At 53.7% G+C, this 16432-nt stretch carries 16 protein-coding genes; 12 read left to right on the top strand and 4 right to left on the bottom strand.

Translation table 11 applies throughout. From position 1 onward, the window contains the following. Positions 1–26: 26 nt before the first annotated feature. On the bottom strand, positions 27–1478 hold the full coding sequence (locus EQM14_RS15045) for an NAD(P)/FAD-dependent oxidoreductase (RefSeq protein ID WP_128743983.1): 1452 nt from the start codon (positions 1476–1478) through the stop codon (positions 27–29). 418 nt (positions 1479–1896) lie between these two features. Here EQM14_RS15045 and EQM14_RS15040 point away from each other — a divergent pair, with 418 nt between their 5' ends. The 8 genes from EQM14_RS15040 (at position 1897) to EQM14_RS15005 (ending at position 10299) form a co-directional block, all read left to right on the top strand. After that, positions 1897–2388, top strand: coding sequence for a hypothetical protein (locus EQM14_RS15040; protein WP_128743982.1), 492 nt, complete (start codon positions 1897–1899; stop codon positions 2386–2388). Positions 2389–2444: 56 nt separating this feature from the next. Next, positions 2445–3467, top strand: a complete 1023-nt coding sequence (locus EQM14_RS15035; protein WP_243112551.1) for a zinc-binding alcohol dehydrogenase family protein — start codon at positions 2445–2447, stop codon at positions 3465–3467. 48 nt (positions 3468–3515) lie between these two features. Then, positions 3516–4568: a TRAP transporter substrate-binding protein gene (locus EQM14_RS15030; RefSeq protein ID WP_243112550.1), complete on the top strand. Its 1053-nt coding sequence runs from the start codon at positions 3516–3518 to the stop codon at positions 4566–4568. Positions 4569–4650: 82 nt separating this feature from the next. Next, on the top strand, positions 4651–5139 hold the full coding sequence (locus EQM14_RS15025; protein WP_164919111.1) for a TRAP transporter small permease: 489 nt from the start codon (positions 4651–4653) through the stop codon (positions 5137–5139). Next, a complete protein-coding gene (locus EQM14_RS15020; protein WP_128743979.1) occupies positions 5136–6419 on the top strand; it encodes a TRAP transporter large permease in 1284 nt (427 codons plus the stop codon). Before EQM14_RS15025 ends, EQM14_RS15020 begins: the two co-directional genes overlap by 4 nt. A gap of 216 nt (positions 6420–6635) precedes the next feature. Next, complete coding sequence (uxuA, locus tag EQM14_RS15015; protein ID WP_128743978.1) at positions 6636–7700, top strand: mannonate dehydratase; 1065 nt, start codon at positions 6636–6638, stop codon at positions 7698–7700. Positions 7701–7842: 142 nt separating this feature from the next. Next, positions 7843–8610: a GntR family transcriptional regulator gene (locus tag EQM14_RS15010; RefSeq protein ID WP_164919110.1), complete on the top strand. Its 768-nt coding sequence runs from the start codon at positions 7843–7845 to the stop codon at positions 8608–8610. 66 nt (positions 8611–8676) lie between these two features. Beyond that, positions 8677–10299 carry a mannitol dehydrogenase family protein gene (locus tag EQM14_RS15005; protein ID WP_128743976.1) on the top strand — a complete coding sequence of 541 codons (1623 nt, stop codon included), beginning with the start codon at positions 8677–8679 and terminating at the stop codon, positions 10297–10299. Between the two features lie 139 nt (positions 10300–10438). On the opposite strand, the gene EQM14_RS15000 is transcribed toward EQM14_RS15005, so the two are convergent. The 3 genes from EQM14_RS15000 to EQM14_RS14990 are packed head-to-tail and all read right to left on the bottom strand — an operon-like array spanning position 10439 to position 12192. Further along, positions 10439–11011 carry a chromate transporter gene (locus tag EQM14_RS15000; RefSeq protein ID WP_128743975.1) on the bottom strand — a complete coding sequence of 191 codons (573 nt, stop codon included), beginning with the start codon at positions 11009–11011 and terminating at the stop codon, positions 10439–10441. Next, positions 11008–11622 carry a chromate transporter gene (locus tag EQM14_RS14995; protein ID WP_128743974.1) on the bottom strand — a complete coding sequence of 205 codons (615 nt, stop codon included), beginning with the start codon at positions 11620–11622 and terminating at the stop codon, positions 11008–11010. The genes EQM14_RS15000 and EQM14_RS14995 overlap by 4 nt, the downstream gene beginning before the upstream one ends. A gap of 18 nt (positions 11623–11640) precedes the next feature. After that, positions 11641–12192 (bottom strand): hypothetical protein, encoded by a 552-nt coding sequence (locus tag EQM14_RS14990; RefSeq protein WP_128743973.1) that lies wholly within the window; start codon positions 12190–12192, stop codon positions 11641–11643. 133 nt (positions 12193–12325) lie between these two features. On the opposite strand from EQM14_RS14990, the gene EQM14_RS14985 reads away from it, so the two are divergent. The 4 genes from EQM14_RS14985 to EQM14_RS14970 all read left to right on the top strand — a co-directional run bounded on the left by EQM14_RS14985 (position 12326) and on the right by EQM14_RS14970 (position 16337). Continuing rightward, positions 12326–13240 carry a LysR family transcriptional regulator gene (locus EQM14_RS14985; protein WP_205703178.1) on the top strand — a complete coding sequence of 305 codons (915 nt, stop codon included), beginning with the start codon at positions 12326–12328 and terminating at the stop codon, positions 13238–13240. Between the two features lie 476 nt (positions 13241–13716). After that, entirely contained in the window at positions 13717–14496 is a 780-nt protein-coding gene (locus EQM14_RS14980; protein ID WP_128743972.1) for an ABC transporter permease, read from the top strand. After that, positions 14478–15263: an ABC transporter ATP-binding protein gene (locus EQM14_RS14975; RefSeq protein ID WP_128743971.1), complete on the top strand. Its 786-nt coding sequence runs from the start codon at positions 14478–14480 to the stop codon at positions 15261–15263. Before EQM14_RS14980 ends, EQM14_RS14975 begins: the two co-directional genes overlap by 19 nt. Positions 15264–15281: 18 nt before the next feature. Next, the gene (locus tag EQM14_RS14970) at positions 15282–16337 is read left to right on the top strand and encodes an ABC transporter substrate-binding protein (protein ID WP_128743970.1); all 1056 of its coding nucleotides are present in this window, start codon (positions 15282–15284) and stop codon (positions 16335–16337) included. Positions 16338–16432 lie beyond the last annotated feature (95 nt).

Raw genomic sequence — 16432 nt, 5'->3', positions numbered from 1 at the left:
CAATGTTTTCGTGTCCGCCGGCCCGTTTAGCCCCGGACCTTTCCCGTAAAGAGCCTGGAGTTTTTCCGCTCGTAGAGAAGCGCTTCGGGCGGGATGCCCAGCTCCTGCTCGATCAGCTCCGCGACGCGCATCTGACAGTACCCGCCCTGGCAGCGGCCCATCATGGAGCGCGTCCGGTATTTGATCCCGGTGAGAGTACAGACGCCGAGCGGGTTGTGGATGGCCTGAAGGATTTCCGCTTTCGTCACTTCCTCACAGCGGCAGATCACATCGCCGTAGTCCGGGTCCCGACCGATCAGTTCCTGTTTCCGTTCCTCGCTCTGCGCGGCGAAACGCTCCGGGCCTTTGCGGCGGGGCTGAAAATCCGGATTCGGTTTCAAATCGGCCCGCTCCGCCATCAGGGAAACCACCCTTCTCGCGATCGGCAGGGCCGCCGTCAGTCCGGGGGACTCGATGCCGACCAGATTCACCGCATGGGGGGCGATGTCGTCCCGCACCTCGATCCGGAAATCCTGAATCGCGCCGTTTTCATCCACCCACTTGGGCAGAATTCCGGAATAGTTCCGGATGTAGTCCGACCTGCGGATGCAGGGCCAGAGACTTGAGGCGTTTTCCGCCAGAAAATCAATACTTTTCTGCGGGACGCCGTAATAAGTAAAATTCGTTACGTTTTCCGCGTTTGGCCCGACAATGACGTTCCCGTCGACGGTCGGAGTCACATGGACTCCCATATAGGTATTGCTCGGAACGGGGTAAACGGGCATCGGAAGCAGGGGACCGGTCTTTTTGTCCAGAATAATGTAGTCCCCTTTCGAGCCGATGATCCGGTACCCCGTGATCCCGAGCATGTCGGAAATACTGCCGCATCCCAGTCCCGCGCTGTTGACGATCCAGCGCGTGCGGAATTCTCCGTCCGTTGTCGAAATCGTGTAGGACTGGTCCGGATTTCTGCGGATGGAATTGACCTCCCGTCCGAAAAAATAAGACGCTCCGTTGACAGCCGCGCTTTCGGCCAGCGCGATGGTGTACCGGAACGGGTCGACAATTCCGCTGTTCGGGGAGAGCAGCGCAAATTCGCCCCGAACGGCGGGCACAAGCTCGTGCAGGCGTTCCCCGTCGATCAGGGTCAGCCCGCGGACCCCGTTCCGCTTTCCCTGAAGCATGGTCTTCTCAAGGTTTTTCATGTCTTCTTCCGTGTTTCCGACAAGAACCTTTCCGGTGCGCCGGAACGGAACGTCCAGTTCCTCTGAAACGCGGTCGAATTCCTGGTTGCCTTCCACGCACAGCTGCGCCTTCAGGCTTCCGGTGTCGTAGGCGAAGCCGCCGTGCACCACGCCGGAATTCCGTCCGCTGGTTTCGTTGCAGACGTCCATGTTTTTTTCCAGCACGCCGATTTGCAGTTTGTATCTTGACAGTTCCCGGGCGACGGCCGAGCCGACAACGCCGCCCCCAACAATGATTACATCGAACTGCTGCATCTTTCAATTCACCTCATAATGGTCCAATGTTTTATGAGACAGTTATAGCATATGAATGCAATAATGTAAAGATATAAACTTAAATTTTGTAGTAATTTGATTGTATTGAGATAAAATTACGGAATTATTTCTTATATGAACAAAATATAGATACTACCATATTATAATAGACACAATAATTTACAGATATATGCTGCAATTAATATTTATTTTTTATAAAATCATTGAAAGGGCGATCCGTGGAAAACATGCAAAAGGGCAATTGCTTTACTGCAAAACCAGGTTTTTATAACAACAATTGTGAAAAATTAATAAATTATTATCACGTATATCATGAGTTTTGTGAATGGACAGACTGATATATTAGTATTAATATGTTAATCGATGAGCGGGAGTGCGGAAGAAAGGAAGATTGGTTATGAGTCCTCTGCGTTCGAACATCCAAGGGAAATTGGGCTTGCCGAGCCTGTTGCTTGAGACTCTGGCGCTGTTGTCGGTGTGCGCCTCGTCCCTGACATTGATCCTGCGGTACAACCTTGTTCCGGAACAGATACCGGACCTGTTTTCATTGAAATCGGAGACCATTTCCAAAAATTACTTATTGTATCTGCTCGTCCTTCAGGTGGTTTCTTATTTCCTGCTCGCTTTGTTTCAGGCGCATCCCGAATGGAGGATGTATTCTACAAAGCTGCTGCCGGATCTGAAGAATGAGCGGACAAGAAGGGCTCTTTACCGTTTCAGCAGTTTTTCCCTGCTGACAGCGAAAGCTGAAATCGCCTTCACCCTGAGCGTGATCGTGATTGGAACGGCCTTCGAAAAAAACATAACCGGTCCGGTCATTGTAATGATGGCCGTCATGCTGTTTACGCTGATCTTTTTCAAGACCGATCTGCCAAAGCAGAACGCCTGAGAGCGCTGCCCGGCATTTATGGAATATGCGTCTATCGCTGTTAGGAGATGTTGAGTTTGGAGTACAAAGCAGTCAAAGTGAACAAACCTGGGGATCTCGTCATTTCCACGGAGCATCTGCCGGATGAAATCGGTGAAAACGAAGTCCTGATCCGGGTCAGGGCGGCCGGCCTGTGCGGCTCGGACGTCGGAATTTACAAGGGCACCAATTCTCTCGCGACGTATCCCCGCATCATCGGGCATGAAATCGCGGGCGAAATCGTTCAAATGGGTTCCGATTCCGACACGCTGAAAAAGGGCGATCATGTCGTCATTGACCCGGTCGTCGGCTGCGGGCACTGCTATGCGTGCCGGAAAGGTCATCCGAATGTTTGTGAAAATCTGAAGGTTCGCGGCGTCCATGCCGACGGCGGATTTGCGGAGTACATGATCGCGCCCCGGCAGAACGTCTATCGGGTTCCGGATCGGCTCAGCTTTGAGGAGGCCGCGCTTGTGGAGCCGTTTTCCATTGCGGCGCAAGTCATCTGGCGCGGCAAGATCACTTCGGACGACCTGGTTTTGATCAACGGCTGCGGCCCGATCGGACTGATTGTCCTTCAGGCCTGCAAGGTGATCGGCGCCCGGTGCATGGTCAGCGACCTCCTCGATTCCCGGCTGGAAAAGGCGAAGAGCTTTGGGGCGGATTACGCCGTGAATCCTTCCCGCCAGAACCTCGAAGAATATGCGATGGAAGTGACACAGGGACGCGGAGTCAATAAGATCGTAGACGCGGTCGGCGTGCCGGCGATTCTTGAACAGGCCGTCCGGATCGCTTCGAATGCGGGCGGGATCGTCACGCTTGGCTTTACGCCGAAGGCGTCGGCCCTTGCCGAACTGGACATCACGAAGAAAGAGCTGGAGATCCACGGTTCCCGTCTGAACAGCCATAAGTTCCCGCAGGTGATCGAATGGTTTGAAAAGGGTCTGATCCAGCCCGGCAGGATGATATCTCACAGGTTCTATTTTGAAAATATTTTGGAAGCGTTAAAACTGAACGATTCAGAACCGGAAAAAATCTCAAAAATCATTCTTCAGTTCTGATTTCGTTTTTGTTTATAATTTTCAAACAAAAGAAAGGGAGAGAGAATTTTGAAAAGTAAGTTTGGAAAACTGACCTGTCTTGTTCTGGCCGCCCTGATGGTGGCGTCGGTCGGCACGGGCTGCTCTTCAGGCACTTCTTCTGGTACAGGCTCTGCGGGCGGTACAGCTTCAACCACGGCCGGAGGATCCGGAAATGCGAAGTACAGCCTGCTTTTCGGCTTAACGACCAATGAGGATGACCCCTGGTCCAAAGCGGCTGTGAAATTTGCCGATACGGTCAAAGAAAAGTCCAAGGGACAGATCGAAGTCAAAGTATACCCCAACAACCAGCTCGGCGCGGAAACCGACGTGATCCAGGCCGTGCAGAACGGAACAGCCGATATGCTGGTCACCGGTGAAACGCTTCAGAAATGGGCGCCGCTCGCGGCTATGGTTGCCGTTCCTTACCTGGTAAAAGATGAAGAGAGCCTGAACAAACTGGCGAGCGGCTCGATCGGAAAAGAGATCGAGGACGAGATCTCACAGAAAGCCGGCATGTACTGCCTGACCTATTTTGTCCGCGGACCCCGTGAACTGACCGCGAATAAAGAGATCAAGACTCCGGCCGACCTGAAAGGACTCCGCCTCAGAATCCCGAACGCTCCCCTCTATATCAAACCCTGGGAATCCGCCGGAGCGAAACCCACCCCGATGGCGCTGACGGAAGTGTTTACGGCCCTGCAGCAGAACACGATCGACGCCGAGGAAAATCCCTTCGCGATGATTAAATCGAACAATTTCCAGGAAGTGCAGAAATACTGCATGATGACGGACCATGTCCGGAGCTGGATCTACGTTACGATCGGCAAGAAGAAATTCGATTCCATGCCCGCGGACCTTCAGAAGGTCGTCACGGATGCCGCCGCGGAAATGCAGACCTATGAAAACCAGCTGTTTGAGAAGAGCGAAAAGGACGACCGCGCATGGCTGGAGCAGAAGGGCATGAAGTTTGTCGATGTCGATCAGGATGCTTTTGAAAAAGCGATGACGCCCGGCGTCCTTTCCACGCTGAACGACGAGCAGAAGAAAGTATACGACGAAATCAAGGCAACCTTTAAGTGAGACACAGTTGACGGATGAAGCCGGTCCGTAATTTTGCTGCGGACCGGCTTTGTATAAAAGTATGACTGCAAAGGATTGGCTTATGAAAAAAATTGAACGAGTGCTGGATCGAATTTTCAGCGTTATTTCCATTTTCTGCCTAGTGGGCCTGATCTGCACGGTCCTGATTCAGGTGATCAGCAGATCCCTGCTCCCCCAGGCGCCGTCCTGGACGGAGGAAGTTTCCCGTTTCTTCTTTATCAGCGGCGTATTTTACACGACCGGGCTGGCCAAAAGCAGAAACGCCTATGTCAATGTCGACATTCTGGAGCAGAAGCTCCATTCGAACGCGAGAAAGGTTTACTCGATTCTGATCAATCTTCTGGTTTTAGGCTTCAACCTTGTCGTCTTTGTGGAGTCGATCGGATTCACGCAGTCCGGCGCGACTTTCATCGCGGACACAGTGCCCATCACCATGAATTATATTTATTTCGGCACAATGGTCTCCAGCTTCTTCCTGATGCTTTACACGGTGTTTGACATGATTAAAGTCCTGACCAATAAAAATGAAGAGGCGGGTGACGCGCAATGATGGTAATGATGCTCTTTATCTCTTTCCTTGTTTTTGTTATGATCGGCGTCCCGATTGCGTTCTGCCTCGGACTCTCTTCCGTGTTTTACCTTGCCTCGACCGGAATTTCGCTCGCTGTGGTTCCGCAGAAAATGTATTCCGGAATCGACAATTTCGTCCTGATCTGCATCCCCGGCTTTATCCTCGCCGGCAACCTGATGAACACGGGCGGAATCACCGAGCGGATCGTCCGTTTCTGCAATGCCCTGTTCGGCCGCATCACGGGAGGACTGGCCATGGCGGACGTGGGCGCTTCCATGATCTTCGCGGGTATTTCCGGAACCGCCGCGGCCGACTGCGCAAGCATCGGCGGCATCATGATTCCGGCCCTGATCAACGACGGCTATGACGCGGATTTCGCCTCTGCCCTGACGGCGAGCGCCTCGACGCTCGGCCCGATCATTCCGCCCAGCGTGCCGATGATCGTCGCCGGCACGGTCGCAAGCCTGTCGGTCAGCAAACTGTTTGCTGTCGGCATTTTCCCCGGCCTGATTCTCGCGGTTGTTTTGAGCGCCATGGCGTTTATTATCTGCAAAAAAAGAAATTATCCAAGAGGAGAGAAAACCTCTTTAAAGCTGGTTTTGCACACGCTCCGGGAAGCGATCTGGGCGATCCTTCTGGTGCTCCTGATCCTGTTCCTGATTCTCAGCGGCGTCTGCACCCCGACGGAAGCCTCCATTATCGCCGTGGTTTACGCGCTGGTGGTAGGGCTGTTTGTTTACCGCGACCTGCATCTGAAGAATCTGCCTAAAATTTTTGTCGACAGCATGGTCGCAACGGCTTCCATTGAACTGCTGGTCGGCATCGCGAATCTGTTTGCCTGGATCCTGACGAGAGAGCAGGTCCCGCAGATGGTTGCGGCCGGTATCCTGAGCCTGACGACGAATAAGTTTTTGGTGCTGCTGCTGATCAACCTTCTTCTGCTGTTTGTCGGGACCTTCATGGACACGACCGTCGCCATTATCATTCTGATGCCGATCCTGCTGCCGGTTGCGACCTCCGTCGGCGTCGACCCGATTCAATTCACTCTGATTCTGGTCCTGAACCTCGTCATTGGATTGACCACTCCGCCGGTTGGCCTCTGCCTTTTTATTTCGTCTTCCATCGGAAAAGTTTCACTCGCCAAGATAACGAAACAGGTTATGCCGTTTTTGCTGGCGAGCATCGGCGTTTTGCTGTTGATCACTTATGTGCCGCAGCTTTACATGTGGATCATTCCGCTGCTCTTCCCCGCCTCTTAAATGTTTTTGGCTCCGCCGGCGGGCCGGTGGCGCGGCCGCCAGCCGCGGCGGCCGCGCGGATGTTTCCGGAAAGGCAGCTGGCAGTGCCCCTGGGAACCCGCGCTTTTTAAACGCGGGAGATCCGGTGCGGTCAAATTGCGTTTTTTAGTTTGCGTTTCATCTCATAAAAAGCTGTCCGAAGAAATGTAGAAAATAACAGATGGGAGTTCTGATGATATGGAAATGACGATGAGATGGTTCGGGACCGGCTACGATTCCGTCACGTTGGAGCAAATTCGGCAGGTCCCGGGTGTCCGGGGCGTCATTACGACGCTGTATGGAACCAGGCCGGGAGAGGTCTGGCCGGTGGAAGCGATTCGGTCGATGAAAAAAGAAGTGGAGGCTTCCGGTCTGCACATCAGCGGAATCGAAAGCGTCAATATCCATGATTCGATCAAAGCGGGAACGCCGGAGCGGGACCAGTACATTCAAAACTATATCACAACGTTGGATCATCTCGGTCAGGAAGGGATTCATCTTGTCTGTTATAATTTCATGCCCATTTTCGACTGGACGAGGTCGGACCTTGCGAAACCAAATCCCGATGGTTCCACGGCGATGAGCTATGATCAGGAAGTGATCGATCGGATCAATCCGGATAAAGCGTTTGAATCCATCAACAAAAAATCCAATGGATTTGTCATGCCGGGCTGGGAACCGGAGCGGATGGCTGAAATCAAAAAGCTGTTTGAGCTGTATCAAAACGTCGATGAGGAAACCCTGTTCTCAAATCTGAAATATTTTCTGGAAGCAATCATGCCCGTATGCGGGAAATACGACATCAAAATGGCCATCCATCCGGATGATCCCGCCTGGTCCGTATTCGGGCTGTCCCGAATCATGACGAACAAGGAGAATCTCCTGCGGCTGATTCACATGGTGGATCATCCCTGCAACGGCGTCACCCTCTGCACCGGCTCCCTGGGCTCCAACCCCAAGAACGATCTGCCGGACATCATCCATGCGCTGAAAGGCCGCATCTATTTTGCGCATGTCCGCAATTTGAAGCATACCGGGCCCGGACGCTTTGAAGAAACCGCCCATCTGTCTTCTTATGGCTCGATCGATATGTATGCCGTGATGAAGGCGCTGTACGACACCGGATTTGACGGCGTGATCCGTCCCGACCACGGAAGGGCCATCTGGGGCGAGGTCTCCATGCCCGGCTATGGCCTTTATGACCGTGCCCTGGGCGCGGCTTATCTGAATGGACTTTGGGAAAGCATTGTAAAATCCGTTTAAGTCCGCCGTGAATTCAATGAAATTTTAACGCGTCCGGCTCGTCTTTTTTCTTTACAAAATTTATGATATACTGATAAAAACGGTATTTGAACGGCGCTTGACAAGATCTGACTTGTAGGCATGCGGAAGGGAAATGAAAGGGATGGACCATGAAAAAGCGGTAAGGAACGGAGAAGAATTCCGGAAGCGGACGAAGACGATGAGCGACGATATTTACACCAATCTCCGAGGCTACATCATCGAGCTGAGAATCCGGCCGGGCGAGGTCGTCAGCATCAAGGATATCGCGGAGGAATGGAACGTAGGGCGCTCTCCGGTCCGCGACGCGCTGATCCGCCTGGAAAAGGAAGGCCTGATTACCTCTTTGCCGCAGCGCGGGACCATGATTTCCCGGATTAACCTGCACCGCGTCGAGGAGGAACGTTTTCTTCGCGCCTGCCTGGAAGAAAAAACGGTCTCCGTTTTTATGAACCAACATACGGAAGAGGACATAGAAAGCCTGAAAAAATGTCTGAATGACCAGAAGGAAAGCGCGCAGAGCCATGACTGCCGCAAGCTTCTGAGATACGACGACAATTTCCATAAGGTATTTTTTACCGCTACGGATAAGCTGCTCTGCTGGGAGACGCTCCAGAATGTTTCCGGACATTACAGAAGGGTCCGGCTTCTCACCGTGCTGCAGAGAGTGATTCTCGACAACATCATCATTCAGCATGAAGAAATACTGGACTGTATCATTCACAAAAATGAAGAAAAAGTGCAAAAGCTTCTGAAATATCATCTGGAGAAAATCAACCGGGAAGAATTGGAGCTTCAGGAGCGCTACCCCGATCTTTTCGAACGGGAACAGGGCATGCGCCGGCAGCCTTCCTATTTTTTGCAGTCCGATTTTCTGCGGAAACTGGAATAGAGAATGAACTTCGCGGCCCGGGCGGGATCTTTTCCGTCCGGGCCGGAGATCATGGAGGAACAGAATATGAAACTGAATTTGCAGGAACTGAAGAATCAGGGCGCCTGGCAGAAGGCGGAGATCGAGCTGCCGCGCTTCGACCTGGAAAAAGTCCGTCGGGAAACGCGGAAAGAGCCGGCTTGGATTCATTTCGGGGCCGGCAACATTTTTCGCGCCTTTCTCGCGAATGTTCAGCAGAACCTGCTGAACGAAGGGATCGAAAAGAAAGGGATTATCGTGGCCGAAGGCTACGACTACGAGATCATAGAGAAATCATACCGCCCTCATGACAATCTGAGCCTGCTTGTGACTTTGAAGGCGGACGGCAACATAGAAAAGACCGTTGTCGGCAGCATTGCGGAGTCCCTGATTGTCGACGGCCGGTATCGGGAGGACGCTTCGCGCCTGAAGGAAATTTTCGTCAGTCCTTCCCTCCAGATGGTCAGCTTTACGATCACGGAAAAGGGATATTGCCTGGTCCGCCCGAACGGCGAGCTGCTTCCGGATGTGGCGGAGGACTTTGCAAACGGAATGGGCGGCCCCAAGAGCTATATCGGAAAGCTGGTCTCTCTTCTCCACGCGCGCTATCTCGCCGGAAAGCTGCCGCTCGCGCTGGTCAGCATGGACAACTGCTCCCACAACGGAAGCAAGCTGTACGAGGCGGTGAACCGCTTTGCGCAGGAGTGGGTGAGGAACGGCTTCGCGGACGAGGGGTTCTCCGCCTACCTCAACGATCCGAAGCTGATTTCCTTCCCGTGGACGATGATCGACAAGATCACCCCGAGGCCGGACGAAAGCGTGAGGAAGATGCTGGGCGAGTGCGGCTTTGAGGACACGGCCGACATCATCACCCGGAAGCATACTTACACCGCGCCGTTCGTCAATTCGGAAGAGGTCCAGTACCTTGTGGTGGAGGACTGGTTCCCGAACGGCCGTCCCGCGCTGGAACACGGCGGGGTTATGTTCGCGACGCGTGAGACGGTGGACAAGGTGGAAAAAATGAAAGTATGCACCTGCCTGAACCCGCTTCACACTGCTTTGGCGATCTTCGGCTGCCTGCTGTCGTACACGAAAATCAGCAGCGAAATGAAGGACCCCGACCTTCGCAAGCTGGTGGAGAGAATCGGATACCGGGAAGGTCTTCCCGTTGTGGTGGATCCGGGGATCATCGATCCCCGCAAGTTCATCGACGAGGTTCTGAACGTCCGTGTTCCCAATCCGTTTATGCCCGACACTCCCCAGAGGATTGCGACGGATACGTCCCAGAAGCTTCCGATCCGGTTCGGGGAAACGATCAAGGCGTACTTGCGCAGCCCCGCCCTGGACGTAAAGGATCTGAAACTGATTCCGCTGGTGCTGGCCGGATGGTGCCGGTACCTGATGGGGATCGACGATTCCGGGAAACCGTTTGAGGTCAGCCCGGATCCGCTGTATGAGAAAGTGAGCTCCCACCTTGCCCGCGTCGAACTGGGGCAGAAGGGGCCTTTCCATACCGAGCTGGCGCCGATTTTTTCAGACGGGAGCATTTTCGGCGTCGATCTGTATGCGGCCGGCCTCGGGGATATCGCGGAGAAGAATTTTGAGGAGCTTGTTTCCGGGGTGGGCGCCGTCCGTTCCACGCTGGAAAAGCATCTGTCGGAAGAGGCATAAATGCCTGCGGCAAATCAGCCGCCCGGGACCGGATAGAATACGCATTGATAAACAGAGCCGTGCTGGATCTTTCCAGCACGGCTTAACTTGTGGAAAACATCTTTTTAGCTTTTTGCGGTAAAAATTGCGGCGGGTTGAATCATAAAAACTTTGCGGCGCTTTCCCAAGCCACTTCCGCAGCCCCGCAGAGAACCATCACCTTGACGGGGTCCATCTTAAATTTCCTGAGCAGAAACAGCGCGCCGGCGAAAAAGATCACGGGACGGATCTGGAAATTGCCCGCCGCAAAGGAAATGCTTCCGTTCAGGAAGAAAGAGGGAACGAGGATGAGGATCCCGGCGGTGGCGATCATTGCCACAACGGCGGGCCGCAGCGATTCCAGAACGCCCTGCATGATGCTCAGATTGCGGTACCTGGTGTAAAGCCACGCCAGAACCGTCACGAAAATGCAGGAGGGCAGCACGCATCCGAAGGTAGCGATCAGGGCGCCCGGGATGCCGGCAACCTGATTTCCAACAAAGGTCGCGGCGTTGATCGCGATGGGACCGGGCGTCATTTCCGCGATGGTGATCAGGTCGGTGAACTCTCCCATGGTCAGCCAGTGGTACTGGTTGATGACCTGCGCCTGGATCAGCGGCATGGCTGCGTAGCCGCCGCCGAAGCTGAAAGCGCCGATTTGCAGGAATGCAAAAAACAGCCTCGCAAAAATCATATCGTCTTATCCTTTCCGCGTTCCCGGTAAAGAGTTCTGACCACGCCGAGGGCCGCCACAAGAAGAATAATATAGATCACGTTGACGCCGAAAAAGTAGTTTGCGATGAATGCCGCCGCCATGACCGCGAGGAGGAGAGGGTCCTTCTGCCGGACGACGTTGCTTCCCATATCGTAGACGACGGAGACGATCACGGCCCCCACGCCGGCGCGCATCCCTTTCAGGAGCGCCTGGATCACAAAGTTGGCCTTGAAGGCGGCGTAGCAATAGGAGATCACCGTCAGGATGATTAGCGGCGGGAGGATGGCGCCAAGAATCGAGCACAGGATGCCCGGGAAGCCCGCCAGTTTATACCCGACGACGATCGCCCCGTTGACCGCGATCGCGCCGGGGGAAGACTGGGCGATCGCCACCAGGTCCAGCATCTCGTCTTCGTCGATCCAATGTAACTCGTCGACAAACTTGTTTTTTAGAAGGGTTACGATGACATAGCCCCCTCCAAAGGTGAAAGTGCTTAAATACAGAGTGGAAAAAAACAGCTTTCTCAGAACGCCGTTTTTGTTTGCGGTTTCCTCTGCTGTCCTTTTCTCCGTTTCTTTTTTATTCTTCATTCAAAACATACCCCCGTTTCATAATCCGGAGTTCCCGTCCGGCAGTCGCGTCGCGACGAATTCGGTTTCTTTTTCCAGGTAGCGGCTGAATATAAAAATTCCCATCAGAATGGCCGGAGCGATGGCGCCGTCGGCCTCCACGGTCCAGCCGCCCCCGATTCCGTCGTGGATGATTTCCGCAGCTTTGTGTCCCCGTTCGTCCGTCATGCAGTAATTCTGGCTGTTCAGCATTTTCAGATTGTAAACGGACCGGCCCATCCTCATTCGGACGCGGTCCATACGCGGAATGCGCGGGACGGACTCTCCGGTGGAATTCGGATCGTCTCCGGCGGCGCATTCCGGCTTTCCCGAAAAAACAACGCGTTTCCGCGGGTCCATTATGACGTATTTGTGTGCGGATATTCCGCCGCTGCGGGCCGCTTGGATATCCGTGTAAAGCACCGCCCTTCCATCCGGCGAAAGAATGGCCCGCCTGACCGAATAAAACGGGCCTTTAATGGAAGCCAGACTGACGGCGGCCCGGCCTTTTTCAACAGAAAACAGCGTCCCGGACCGAATGCGGTATTTCATAGCCGGGTTGTCAGCTCCTTTCTTTCCCGGGTCCTTTGTCTTATTCATTATGATAGCACTTGATAAATCATAATGGAAATAATATAATTTTATTGATATCATTACGTATTGTTTATGATTGGGAGGGGATGTCTTGACGATACGGCATATCCGCATCTTTCTGGCCGTCTGCGAATGCGGCAACAATATTACGAAAGCGGCCGCGAAGCTCTATATGACCCAGCCGGCGGTCACGGTGGCGGTCCATGAGATCGAAAGCGAGTACGGCGTCCTGCTGTTTGACCGGATCTCAAAGCGGCTGTATCTGACGGAGGCCGGGAAGCGGTTCCGCGAGTATGCGCTGAGAATTTCCGCTTTGTTTGACGACATGGAAAAGGATTTGAAAGGCTGGGACGCCTCCGGCATCCTGCGGATCGGCGCCAGCATCACGATCGGTTCGCAGTTCATGCCCAGCTACGTGGAGGCTTTCTCCGCGTCGCATCCGCATGCGGACGTGCGGGTCCTCATAGGCCCGTCGAACCTGCTGGAAAGGGATCTGATTGAGAATCGACTGGATTTCGCTCTGGTCGAAACGCCGGTCCACGAGAAGGCGCTGACGGCGGAGGCGTACATGGAGGATTCCCTTTCGGTCATCTGTCCGGCTCGCGCGCCGTTCCGGCCGGGGCAGGTTCTTACGATCGATGAATTTCAGCGCCAGCGGTTCCTCCTCAGGGAGCGGGGAAGCGGCACCCGGGAGGTGTTCGACCAGGCGGCCGCGAAAGCGGGCATCGCGGTCACCCCCGCCTGGGAGGGCATGAGCACCACCGCTCTGGTCAATGCTGTTCTCCACGGCCTTGGGATTGCGGTGGTTCCCAGCCGTATGATCACCGGCCCTCTGGAAAGGGGGCTCATCTATACGCTTACGGTGAAGGGGCTTTCGCTGAAACGCTGTTTCTTTATTGTTCACCACAAAGACAAGCTCATGACAGAACTTTTTCGGGAATTTATACAGCTTTGCAAAAATTATGAGATGGACTACCCCCTGCCCAGGTACGGCGGCCTGTTTTAGCGGGCAACGGACAAAAAGCCGGGGCGGCTGCTCGGAAGGAACGGCCGCCCCGGCTTTTTGTCCGAATCCGGAGGAGCGCCGCCGCCAGCCTGTCGGCCATCTGGCTCAGCGCCGTTTTTCTTGCCGGCATGCCTGCCGGGTATTCCCCCTGGTTCGCGGGATTTCCATAAGCGCAATCCGCAAATCGGAGTACGGCTTTAGTTGATCTTCGGAATCTATCCGCCGATTACCGGATGACTTTGAAAGGTAGGATAAAAAATCATACTGGCGCAGTTTTCGTTTCAATAGTATGATTTAGACAAAGTTGATACGATGCGCCGCGAAAAGATGGGTAAAACATGTTTAAAAATTCAATTTCTAAATCAAGTCAGGCCAGATGAGACAGAATTTGAGTCTTGGGCGATCAGATCGAATAGCGGATAAAGCAGGCTTTCCTGCGAAAAGTATATTTTTGAGAACAGGAGTAAACACGACATATGAAACGGAAGAATATTCCTAAATCGGAAAAAACGAGCGGCCGCATCTGGCTGTTGATTTCTTTTCTGCTTGCTCTGGTGGTTTTGCAGCTCTTGTCCGTTCTTCCTTCCACTTCCATTGTATTTTCCTCCCCTTCGAAAATCGTGGAGTCTTTTCTCTCGAAAGCCGAAAGCGGGATTATCTGGGTCAATACCGGCATGAGCCTTTTCCGTGTCCTGTGCGGCTTTCTGCTTGGATTTTTCATCTCGATCCCAGTGGCTTTTCTGATGAGCTGGTATAAAGTGTTCCGGAACCTGGTCGAGCCCTGGATTCAGTTCATCCGCAATATTCCGCCCTTGGCCTACATCCCACTGGTCATTGCCGGAGTAGGGGTGGGAGAATCCGCGAAAGTCGTGGTTATTTTCATCGCGACTTTCCTGGTCAACGTGATTACCATTTACCAGGGAATCCGCGACGTTGACGTGACGCTGATTAAAGCGGCAAGAGTGCTTGGGGCGAACGACAGGGATATTTTTCTCAAGGTCATCATCCCCGCCTCCATCCCCTTCCTGCTGGTCGGCATGCGCCTGGGGCTTTCCACCGCCCTGACCACTCTGATCGCGGCGGAAATGACGGGCGCTTCCAGCGGACTGGGCATGATGATCACGTCGGCCGGCGAATATTACGATATGCCGACGGTCCTGATGGGCATTCTCGTAATCGGCGTGATCGGGCTTGCGTTTGAGCGGATTGTAAAATTCCTAGAAAGGAAATTAACCTCATGGCAGGAAACGCAGTGAAAGTGAAGATCGACAATGTAAAGAAAGTGTTTTCCGGAGTAAAAGGCGAAACGGTCGCGCTCAACGGTGTCAGCATGGACATCACAGAAAATGAGTTTGTCTGTGTGATCGGTCCCTCGGGATGCGGAAAATCCACTTTGCTGAATATGATCGCCGGGCTGCAGGAGCCGACTTCCGGAAAGATCTGCCTTGACGGAAAGGAAATCAGCGCGCCCGGCCCGGAACGCGGCGTTGTGTTCCAGCAGTATGCGCTGTTCCCCTGGCTGACCGTCCGCAAAAATATCGAGTTTGGGTTAAAGCTCAAGGGCATGACAAAAGCGGAGATGAACGGGGTCGTCGATAAATATCTCCAAATGGTGGAGCTGCAGGAGTTTGCCGACAGCTACCCAAAAGAACTGTCGGGCGGAATGAAGCAGAGAGTCGCGATCGCGAGGGCATACGCGATGAACCCCGAAATCCTGCTGATGGATGAACCTTTCGGCGCGCTGGACGCGCAGACCCGGGCCCAGCTGCAGGAGGATCTGCTGGAAACCTGGGAGAAGGAACAGAAAACCTGTTTCTTCATTACGCACGACGTGGAGGAGGCGATTTTGCTCGCGCAGACCGTCGTCATCATGAGCGCGCGTCCGGGACGGATCAAGGAGAGCGTTTCGATCGACATTCCGTATCCGCGCAATCAGGAGACAAAAATGACTCCGCGCTTTATAGAGCTGAAGAATTATATCTGGGGGAAAGTTTACAAGGAATACCTTGAGATCAAAAAATAAATTTTTGGAGGAGATTTTATGAAAAGATTACTCAGCGCCATGGTCAGTGTATTGATGATCGCGGCGGCATTCACGGGATGCGGCGGAAACGGTTCATCCCAAACGAGCCAGTCGTCCAGCGCGGCGGCCAGTTCTTCCGCTTCCTCCGCGCTGCCCACGATTAAAATGAGAGTGGCGTACATGCCGAACATGAGCAGCGCAAGCGCGGTGGTTGCCGGAATTCAAATGGGCTATTTCAAGGAACAGGGAATCGACATCGAGACCGTGAAGTTCTCCAAAGGCCCCGATGAAATCGCCGCCATGGGCAGCGGGAACATCGACGTGGCCCAGATCGGCACCGGCGCCCACGTGCTTTGTGCCAAGGGCCAGGCAAAAATCTTTGCCTATGACGACTCTTCCATCAACGACGAGGTCATGGTCAACAAGGAGAAGGGCATCACAAAGGCCGCGGACCTGAAAGGCAAGACCGTTGCGGCGACGCTGGGTACGTCGAGCGAACAGATTCTAAAACTGGTTCTGGAGTCGGCCGGTATGACGGAAAAGGATGTAAACGTGGTTCAGATGGACGCTTCCGCCGCGGCGACCGCCATGATCAGCGGCAAAGTGGACGCCTGCGCGACCTGGTCGCCTTCCACGATCACCATCCAGGAGAAAATGGGAGACAAGGTCATGGTCCTTGCCAACAACAAGACGTTCGCGGATAAAACGACGTCCCCGTCCAGCTTCATCTGCACAAACGACTATTACACAAGCCATCAGGAGAACCTGGTCCGGTTCACGAGCGCCCTTCTGAAAGCGCAGGATTACAGGGAGAGCCACTTAAATCAGGTGGCCGACTGGGTCGCGGAGCTGATTCAGCAGGACAAAACGACCATTGAAAAAACGACCGGTGACAGCGAATGGCCAAAGGCGGAGCAGGTCTATAACCAGGCGAAGGACGGAAGCCTGAAGAAGATGTATGAGGTCCAGCAGAAAAACTTCGTTTCCAGCGGGTCTTTGGCTGCGGCTGTCGATGTGAGCAATTATTTCAGCCCCGACATCATGATCGAAGCATACGAAGCAAACCAGAAGTAAACCTAACGATAAAATACTGCGCAGAACGGCTGAAAGGATTCCTTTCCGCCGTTCTGCGCGCATTTGACTCCAAAACAGGGAAAGGGGTATATTAG

It is taken from the genome of Caproiciproducens sp. NJN-50 (assembly GCF_004103755.1).
In the GTDB taxonomy this organism is placed as follows: Bacteria; Bacillota; Clostridia; order Oscillospirales; family Acutalibacteraceae; genus Caproicibacter.
This window is presented reverse-complemented; position numbering and strand designations above follow the sequence as displayed.

Excerpts from the sequence above, each read along its gene's own strand:
- EQM14_RS15045 (WP_128743983.1), bottom strand. The coding sequence starts at position 1,478 with ATGCAGCAGTTCGATGTAATCATTGTTGGGGGCGGCGTTGTCGGCTCG.
- EQM14_RS15040 (WP_128743982.1), top strand. The coding sequence starts at position 1,897 with ATGAGTCCTCTGCGTTCGAACATCCAAGGGAAATTGGGCTTGCCGAGC.
- EQM14_RS15025 (WP_164919111.1), top strand. The coding sequence starts at position 4,651 with ATGAAAAAAATTGAACGAGTGCTGGATCGAATTTTCAGCGTTATTTCC.
- EQM14_RS15020 (WP_128743979.1), top strand. The coding sequence starts at position 5,136 with ATGATGGTAATGATGCTCTTTATCTCTTTCCTTGTTTTTGTTATGATC.
- uxuA (WP_128743978.1), top strand. The coding sequence starts at position 6,636 with ATGGAAATGACGATGAGATGGTTCGGGACCGGCTACGATTCCGTCACG.
- EQM14_RS15010 (WP_164919110.1), top strand. The coding sequence starts at position 7,843 with ATGGACCATGAAAAAGCGGTAAGGAACGGAGAAGAATTCCGGAAGCGG.
- EQM14_RS15005 (WP_128743976.1), top strand. The coding sequence starts at position 8,677 with ATGAAACTGAATTTGCAGGAACTGAAGAATCAGGGCGCCTGGCAGAAG.
- EQM14_RS15000 (WP_128743975.1), bottom strand. The coding sequence starts at position 11,011 with ATGATTTTTGCGAGGCTGTTTTTTGCATTCCTGCAAATCGGCGCTTTC.
- EQM14_RS14995 (WP_128743974.1), bottom strand. The coding sequence starts at position 11,622 with ATGAAGAATAAAAAAGAAACGGAGAAAAGGACAGCAGAGGAAACCGCA.
- EQM14_RS14990 (WP_128743973.1), bottom strand. The coding sequence starts at position 12,192 with ATGAAATACCGCATTCGGTCCGGGACGCTGTTTTCTGTTGAAAAAGGC.
- EQM14_RS14980 (WP_128743972.1), top strand. The coding sequence starts at position 13,717 with ATGAAACGGAAGAATATTCCTAAATCGGAAAAAACGAGCGGCCGCATC.
- EQM14_RS14975 (WP_128743971.1), top strand. The coding sequence starts at position 14,478 with ATGGCAGGAAACGCAGTGAAAGTGAAGATCGACAATGTAAAGAAAGTG.
- EQM14_RS14970 (WP_128743970.1), top strand. The coding sequence starts at position 15,282 with ATGAAAAGATTACTCAGCGCCATGGTCAGTGTATTGATGATCGCGGCG.